The 7241-nt window shown below is 73.2% G+C and carries 9 protein-coding genes; 6 read left to right on the forward strand and 3 right to left on the reverse strand.

Going from position 1 to position 7241, the window contains the following annotated elements; translation table 11 throughout:
• Positions 1 to 131: 131 nt before the first annotated feature.
• The 5 genes from lepB (AB0D28_RS27880) (at position 132) to AB0D28_RS27900 (ending at position 3395) form a co-directional block, all read left to right on the forward strand.
• Positions 132 to 1013, forward strand: coding sequence for a signal peptidase I (lepB, locus tag AB0D28_RS27880; protein WP_357390562.1), 882 nt, complete (start codon positions 132 to 134; stop codon positions 1011 to 1013).
• Positions 1010 to 1642 (forward strand): signal peptidase I, encoded by a 633-nt coding sequence (gene lepB, locus AB0D28_RS27885; RefSeq protein ID WP_357390564.1) that lies wholly within the window; start codon positions 1010 to 1012, stop codon positions 1640 to 1642. The genes lepB (AB0D28_RS27880) and lepB (AB0D28_RS27885) overlap by 4 nt, the downstream gene beginning before the upstream one ends.
• A 90-nt stretch (positions 1643 to 1732) precedes the next feature.
• Positions 1733 to 2200: an NUDIX hydrolase gene (locus tag AB0D28_RS27890; RefSeq protein WP_357390566.1), complete on the forward strand. Its 468-nt coding sequence runs from the start codon at positions 1733 to 1735 to the stop codon at positions 2198 to 2200.
• Positions 2194 to 3075, forward strand: a complete 882-nt coding sequence (locus AB0D28_RS27895) for a ribonuclease HII (RefSeq protein WP_357390568.1) — start codon at positions 2194 to 2196, stop codon at positions 3073 to 3075. The genes AB0D28_RS27890 and AB0D28_RS27895 overlap by 7 nt, the downstream gene beginning before the upstream one ends.
• Positions 3072 to 3395, forward strand: a complete 324-nt coding sequence (locus tag AB0D28_RS27900) for a DUF2469 domain-containing protein (protein WP_011905215.1) — start codon at positions 3072 to 3074, stop codon at positions 3393 to 3395. Before AB0D28_RS27895 ends, AB0D28_RS27900 begins: the two co-directional genes overlap by 4 nt.
• 25 nt (positions 3396 to 3420) lie before the next feature.
• Here AB0D28_RS27900 and AB0D28_RS27905 read toward each other — a convergent pair whose 3' ends face one another.
• Both AB0D28_RS27905 and AB0D28_RS27910 read right to left on the reverse strand, forming a co-directional pair.
• Positions 3421 to 4527 carry a sulfite oxidase gene (locus AB0D28_RS27905; RefSeq protein ID WP_357390570.1) on the reverse strand — a complete coding sequence of 369 codons (1107 nt, stop codon included), beginning with the start codon at positions 4525 to 4527 and terminating at the stop codon, positions 3421 to 3423.
• Positions 4524 to 5183, reverse strand: a complete 660-nt coding sequence (locus AB0D28_RS27910) for a class I SAM-dependent methyltransferase (RefSeq protein WP_357390572.1) — start codon at positions 5181 to 5183, stop codon at positions 4524 to 4526. The genes AB0D28_RS27905 and AB0D28_RS27910 overlap by 4 nt, the downstream gene beginning before the upstream one ends.
• 227 nt (positions 5184 to 5410) lie before the next feature.
• On the opposite strand from AB0D28_RS27910, the gene AB0D28_RS27915 reads away from it, so the two are divergent.
• Entirely contained in the window at positions 5411 to 5941 is a 531-nt protein-coding gene (locus tag AB0D28_RS27915) for a M23 family metallopeptidase (protein WP_357390578.1), read from the forward strand.
• A 13-nt stretch (positions 5942 to 5954) separates the two neighbouring features.
• Here the strand turns inward: AB0D28_RS27915 and AB0D28_RS27920 are convergent, their stop codons facing one another.
• On the reverse strand, positions 5955 to 7136 hold the full coding sequence (locus AB0D28_RS27920; RefSeq protein ID WP_357390574.1) for an aminotransferase class V-fold PLP-dependent enzyme: 1182 nt from the start codon (positions 7134 to 7136) through the stop codon (positions 5955 to 5957).
• Between the last annotated feature and the right edge of the window lie 105 nt (positions 7137 to 7241).

Here is a 7241-nt window from a genome sequence, read left to right on the forward strand (position 1 = left end):
GTATCGACCGGATCGCATTACTCTGGTCGGTACGGGCGCGACCGGACGGTGCGAAACGGTCCACTACCGCCCGTGGGGTCTCCGAGGGGACTCCCGGGCGGTAGTGTCGTTTCCGCGGACCGGAGAGTGGCATGGTGCAGATGGTTGACGAGGACGGTGCCGTCGATCCCTGGCGCCGGCGAGCCCGGCGTGGCCGCCGCCAGATGCCGCTCTGGCAGGAGCTGCCGCTGCTGCTGATCGTGGCGTTCTGCCTCGCGGTGCTGATCCGCACCTTCCTGCTCCAGGCGTTCTTCATCCCCTCCGGGTCGATGGAGGACACGCTGCTCGTCGGCGACCGGGTGCTCGTCAACAAGGTCGTCTACGACGTCCGCGACCCGGTCCGCGGCGAGGTGGTGGTGTTCCGGGGCACCGACCGCTGGGTCGCCCAGGAGGCGCCCGCGCCGCCGACGAACTTCGCCGGCCGGGTCGGCCGTACGCTCGGCGACCTGGTGGGCGTCAGCCGCCCTGGCGAGAAGGACTTCATCAAGCGCGTCATCGGCGTACCGGGCGACAAGATCTGGTGCTGCGACGACGGCCGGGTGGTGGTCAACGGGGTGCCGCTGGACGAGCAGGCGTACGTCTCCGAAGATTCCCCGGTCGACCTGCCGCCGAACCCCAAGGAGTGCCGGTCGCGGCAGTTCACCGAGGTGGTGGTGCCGCCGGGGCAGATCTTCGTGATGGGTGACCACCGGCTCGTCTCGCAGGACGCCCGATGTCAGGGGCCGGTGCCGATCGAGAACGTGGTCGGCCGCGCCTTCATGATCGTCTGGCCGTCGCAGCGGTGGACCACACTGCCCGTACCGGAGACGTTCACCAGCGTGCCGCGCGCGGAGGCCGCGCCGGCCGGGCCGGTCCCGGTCGATCCCGACCCGGTGGGCGGAGTCGTCCTGATCCTTCCGGTCGCGGCGACGCTCACCGTTCTGGCGGGTTCGGGGCGACCGCGCCGCACCGGGCGACGTAGGCTCCTCCCGTGATCGACGAGCAGACCGAGAAGCCCCGCAGCTCCTTCTGGAAGGAGCTGCCCATCCTCCTGGGCGTGGCGATCCTGGTCGCGGTGCTGGTGCGTGCCTTCGTGCTGCAGACCTTCTTCATCCCGTCGCCGTCCATGGAGAACACCCTCAAGATCGACGATCGGGTGCTTGTCAACAAGCTGGTCTACGACTTCCGGTCGCCGCACCGGGGCGAGGTGATCGTCTTCAAGGCCCCCACCGAGTGGAGCGGCAACCCCGACGGCGAGGACTTCATCAAGCGGGTCATCGGCGTCGGCGGCGATCACGTGGTCTGCTGCGACCGCACCGGCGGCCAGGAACGGCTGATCATCAACGGCAAGCCGATCGACGAGCCGTTCATCTTCCCCGGCAACAAGCCCGCCGACCAGGACTTCGACATCACCGTGCCGAAGGGGCGCCTGTGGGTCATGGGCGACCACCGGGAGGCGTCCGGCGACTCGCTCGAGCACTGGCAGCAGTCGGGCGAGGACATCAACGTCGCCACCATCCCCGAGGGCGAGGTCGTCGGCCGGGCGTTCACCATCTTCTGGCCGGTCAGCCGTGCGACCTGGCTCACCGTGCCCGAGCAGTTCGACGGGATCCCCAATCCCTGAGCGGGTCCGCGCCACGCTCCGGCACGCCGGCCCGGCGTCGGCGGCGGGAGGGCGTGGTCGTTCGTCACAGGCGTCTGGCAGGCTGGTCCGGTGACCGTCTACACCCCTCGTCGCGCGGCCCGGGTGCTGCTGGTTGACGCGTCCGACCGGGTGCTGCTGTTCGAGGGCAGTGATCCGGCCCGGCCGGGCCACCGCTACTGGTTCACGCCCGGCGGCGGGCTGGAGCCGGGGGAGGCCCCGGCCGACGGCGCCGCCCGGGAACTGGCCGAGGAGACCGGTCTGCGGCTGGCCCCGGCCGAGCTGGGCACGCCGGTCTGGTCGGACATCGTCGAGTTCCCGTTCGATGGCGTCTGGTACCGCCAGGAGCAGCAGTTCTACCTGGTCCGGGTGCCGGGCTGGGAGGTCGACACCGCGGGCTTCAACGACGTCGAGCGGGCGAGCGTGCACGGGCACCGCTGGTGGCCGGTCGCCGAGCTGGCCGCCTGCACCGAGCGCTACTACCCGCCGGACCTGCCCGGCCGGCTCGGCGCCGTACTGACCGGAGGTGGCGCGTGCTGACCCCGCCGCGCACCGTGGTCCGCCGCGACGGCGGCCTCTACGCGCTGGAGCGGGCCCTGCAACGGCGCGGCTTCCGGCACGTGGCGGGCGCCGACGAGGCCGGTCGCGGCGCCTGCGCCGGGCCGCTCGTGGCCGCCGCCGCGATCCTGCCCGAGGGCCGGCGTGGTGAGATCGACGAACTGGCCGACTCGAAGCTGCTCACCGCCGCCGCCCGCGAGCGCGTCCACGACGAGGTGGTGGCACGGGCCCTGGCGTACGCCGTGGTCGTCATCCCGGCCGAGGAGGTCGACGCGCGCGGGCTGCACGTGTGCAACCTCGCCGCGATGCGCCGGGCGCTCGCCTCGCTCACCACCCGCCCCGAGTACGTGCTGACCGACGGCTTCGGCGTCGACGGGCTGGACGTACCGGGCCTGGCGGTCTGGAAGGGCGACCGGGTGGCCGCGTGTGTGGCGGCGGCGAGCGTGCTGGCGAAGGTCACCCGGGACCGGATCATGGTGGAGCTGGACGGGCGGTTCCCCGGCTACGGGTTCGCCGAGCACAAGGGCTACATCACCGCCGAGCACAGCGCCGCGCTGCGCGCGCTCGGGCCCTGCCGGGAACACCGCTTCTCGTACGTGAACGTGGCCGCCGTCTCCGGGCGGGACGGCCGGCCTCCCCGCGCCCGCCGTCCGGCGGGTGCCGGCGCCGACGGGGCGCCATCCGAGCCCGTGGCCGGGCTGCCAGGGCTGTCGCCCGGCGCGTTCGCCGGCCGCCCGGACGAGCCGATGGGGCGCTGCGGCGTGTCAGGGGGTACCGTCGGCGTGGCGTTGGGCGAGCAGCCGCGACCTCCGGCGTCGGTGGGGGAAGATGTGGTCATGGAAGGCGGAGTGCGATGAGCGCGGAAGATCTCGAGAAGTACGAGACCGAGATGGAGCTGCAGCTCTACCGGGAGTACCGGGACATCGTCCGCCAGTTCTCCTACGTGGTGGAGACCGAGCGCCGTTTCTACCTGGCCAACCAGGTCGACCTGCACGTGCGCAACTCCGACGGCGAGGTCTACTTCGAGGTCGAGATGCACGACGCCTGGGTGTGGGACATGTACCGTCCTGCCCGTTTCGTCAAGAATGTGCGAGTGATGACGTTCAAGGACGTCAATGTGGAAGAGCTCGAAAAGCCCGACATCTCGCTTCCCGCAGATTCCGGATTCGGGAGCTGACCGCAGGCGGCGCAACGCCCCCGGCTCACTCCGCCGGCACGACCACCTCGACCCGCTGCACCAGGTTGTTCGCGAACCCGCCCCGGTTCCACGGCTGCTCGACCGGCTGGGTGCGCCCCGAGGCGTCGGTCGCCCGGGCGCCGAGCACGTAGCGCCCCGGCGTCGCCGTCCAGCTCACGGACCAGCGGCGCCACGCCCACTCGCCGGCGGCCGGCTCGTCGAGGAGCGCCGGTGTCCACGTCTCGCCGCCGTCCACCGTCACCTCGACCGAGGTCACCGGCGCGTGGCCGGACCAGGCCCGACCGTCCAGAGTGCACTGTCCCGGACGAAGCACCCGGGTGCGGGACATGAAGTCCGGGAAGCCGGGCGGACGCACCAGCGCGCGCGGCTCGATCCGGGTCACCGGCACGCCCGGGTCGTCGGCGTCGCGCCGCAGCCGGTAGGCCACCGCGTTCTGGTAGCCGTCGAACGGCTCAGTCGTCACAGTGATGTCGCGCAGCCACTTCACGTGTGCCATGCCGTACCACCCGGGCACGATCAGGCGCAGCGGCGCCCCGTGCTGCGGCAGCAGGGGAGCGCCGTTCATCTCGTACGCCAGCAGCACCTCCTCGCGCAGCGCGTCGGCCACCGGCAGCGCCCGCTGGTAGTCCTGCTCGACACCGCGCTCCACCCCGTGGTCCGCGCCGGTGAACACCACGTCGACCGCGTCGCCGGACATGCCGGCCTCGCGCAGCAGCGGCGCCAGCGGCGTACCGGTCCACTCGGCGTTGCCCACCGCCTCCACCAGCCAGGGCTGGCTGACCGGGCGGGGACGCAGCAGCGCCCGGCCGTTACCGGCGCACTCCAGCGTCACGCGGTGGGTCACCCGGGGCCGTTCGCGCAGCGCCGACAGGTCCAGCCGCAGTGGACGCTCGACCGCGCCGGACACGCCCAGCGCGTACGCGGCCGGGTCGACGTCCGGGATGTCGTAGTGGATGAGCAGGTAGTGCAGGCCCGCCGGGGTCACGTCGTACCGCAGGGCCTCCAGTGGGATGCCGTGGTTGCGCGCGGCGAGCTGAAGCTCCTCGACGCTGATCGCCTCGTCCGGCCCGGCCACCCGTGAGGGCCGACTGACATCGTCCACTGTGGTCATTCCTGCTCCGTCCGCTCCAGCACGTCGTAGCCCACGAACGTGAACATCCGCACGCCCGGCGCCAGCGGGCGCGGCGTGCCGGTGAAGCGGTGCGCGCCGACGCCCACACCGTCGGCCGGGCTACCCACAGCGACCGGCTCGAAGCCCTCCTCGGCGAACCACTCGCAGATGACCGGCACCAGGTCCGGCTCACGCCGGTGCCGCGTCCACAGCACGGTGCCGCCGGTGGCGCAGAGCGAGGCGCAGTGCCGCACCGTGGCCCGGATGTCGTCGTCGCCGATGTTGCCGAAGATGCCGCAGACCAGTACCAGATCCGCCGGGGCCAGATCGGCGTAGCGGTCGGTCAGCGAGGCGTCCCCGGTCACCACCTCCACGCCGGTGAGCCCCGCGTCGGCGGCGGCGCGGCGGGCCGGATCGGCGTTTCGTGGGTCCAGCTCGACCAGGCGGGCGGTCACGTCGCGCCCCCGGGGGTGGGCGGCCAGCACCGGGATCAGGTCGCGCCCCTGACCCGCGCAGAGGCTCAGCGCGCGCAGCGGACCGGGCGGCGCGGCGTCGAGGGCGTCGGAGACACGCTGCCGCACCTCGGCGAGCCGCCGCGCCAGTGCGGACTCGGGCTGGTCGTAGTCGCTGTGCCAGGCGTACCAGTCCTTCGTCACCCGGCCAGCATAGGCGTCCAGGGCCTAGCAGATCGGCCCCGATTTCGGCGCTCGTCCACAGGCGGTGCGCCGTCCACAGGGCGGCCGGGTGGGGTTCGCGGGACGGTGCCCGGGGCGGCAGGGTGGTCGGCGTGCGTTCCTCGATCTCTGTAGCGGGCAGGGCCGGGCTGGTGGTGTTGTGCCTCGTCGTCTGCCTGCCGGGTGTCTCCGTGCCGTCCCGGGCGGCGCTGTCGTCCTCGGTCCGGCCGTTGCCGGGGTCTCCTGCGGCTGTCCCGGGCTCCGGGGCTTCGGCGGCGGGCGGATCGGCTGCGGGACTTCGGGGTGCGCCCGGCGGGCGGTTCCGGTGGCCGCTGACGGGTGCGCCGCGGGTGGTGCGGCGGTTCGACCCGCCGCCGCAGCCCTGGCTGTCCGGGCACCGGGGCGTCGACCTCGCCGCCGCTCCCGGCGCGCCGGTGCTGGCTGCCGGCGCCGGGACCGTCCTGTTCGCCGGCATCGTCGCGGGCCGGCCGGTGCTCACCGTCGGCCACTCCGACGGGCTGCGCACCACATACGAACCGGTCCGCTCCCGGCTCACCGCCGGCACGCCGGTGGCCGCCGGCGCGCCGGTCGGCGACCTGCTCGCCGGGCATCAGGGCTGCGCCGGGGCGGCCTGCCTGCACTGGGGACTGCGACGCGACACCGAATATCTCGACCCGCTGGCCCTGCTCGGGCTCGGTCGGGTCCGGCTGCTCCCGCTGCACCCCGTCCCCGCCGGGTGATCGGGTGTATCGCTCAGCCCTGGGCGAGCAGCGTGGGCAGCCGGACGGCCAGCCGGTCGTACTCGTCGGGGGTGTTGTAGACCTGGCCGCACAGCCGCAGGTAGCCGCGCCCGTTCCAGCCGGCGATCGACACCTCGGCGGAGAGCCGTTCGGCGATCCGGGTCCGCAGCTCCCGGGCCGCGTCGAGCGTCGTCGCGACACCGGGCGGCAGCGGCACGAGCCGCATGGCGACCGCAGGCCCGCCGGGCTCCGGCAGCCGCTCGGGCGCCACACCGAGTGCGTCCCCGACGACCCGTTGCCCGTACGCGGCCAGCGCCGCGTTGTGTGCGCGTACCCGGTCCACGCCGAGGCTGCGCAACGTGAACAGGCCCACCGGGGCGGCCAGCCAGCCGGTGTAGTCGAGCGTCGCCTGCCACTCGACCCGGACCGGGAAGCCGCTGTCCTGCTCCCACGAGACGACGAGCGGCTGGATCCTCTCCCGCCATTGCGGGGCCACCACGAGCGCGGCGGTGCCGCGTGGCGCGTACGCCCACTTGTGCAGGTTGCCGACCCAGAAGTCGGCGCCGACGGAGGCGACGGTGGCCGGCAGCATGCCCGGTGCGTGGGCGGCGTCGACCAGTACCGGCACGCCCTGCTCCCGGGCCACCGCGACGATCGCCGCGGTGGGGAACAGCCGGGCGGTCGGCGAGGTGAGCTGGTCGACGATCAGCAGCCTGGTGCGCCCGGGGCGCAGCCCGTCGCGGATGATCTCGACCACCTCCTCGTCGGTGGTGGTCAACGGCACCGGCAGGGTGCGGGACACCGCACCGGTGCGGGCGCACTCCCGGGCGACGGACAGCGCCACCGCGCCGTACCCGTGGTCGGTGGTCACGATCTCGTCGCCGGGGCGCAGGGCCAGCGACTGCAGCACCACGGCCGCGCCAGCGGTGGCGTTGCCGACGAGCGTGGTGCCGTCCGGGTCGGCGCCGAGGAACGCGGCCAGGTGCCGCCGTGCGTGGGCGATCCGGTCGACCAGGCCCTGCGTGAAGAACCGCAGCGGGTTGGCCTCCATCTCGTCGCGCAGGCGCTGCTGGGCGCGCTGCACGGCGATCGGTACGGCGCCGAACGAGCCGTGGTTGAGGTGACTGACGGAGGGATCGAGGGAGAAGAGCAGCCGAGCCCCGGGAATCGGCTCGGGCGGCTGCGGCACCGTCATCCACCGATCCTAGTACTCCAACGTCACTTCGCTTGTCTGCGCTGGTAGTGGGATCGTCGGGCTCGGGCTTGGGATGTTCGTCGCCAGATCGACCAGTGCAGGATG

The sequence above is a fragment of the Micromonospora sp. NPDC048169 genome (assembly GCF_040652815.1).
Classification (GTDB): domain Bacteria; phylum Actinomycetota; class Actinomycetes; order Mycobacteriales; family Micromonosporaceae; genus Micromonospora.

Coding starts and splice junctions, on each gene's coding strand:
- lepB (WP_357390562.1), top strand. CDS start 132: ATGGTGCAGATGGTTGACGAGGACGGTGCCGTCGATCCCTGGCGCCGG.
- AB0D28_RS27905 (WP_357390570.1), bottom strand. CDS start 4,527: ATGACCACAGTGGACGATGTCAGTCGGCCCTCACGGGTGGCCGGGCCG.
- AB0D28_RS27920 (WP_357390574.1), bottom strand. CDS start 7,136: ATGACGGTGCCGCAGCCGCCCGAGCCGATTCCCGGGGCTCGGCTGCTC.
- AB0D28_RS27900 (WP_011905215.1), top strand. CDS start 3,072: ATGAGCGCGGAAGATCTCGAGAAGTACGAGACCGAGATGGAGCTGCAG.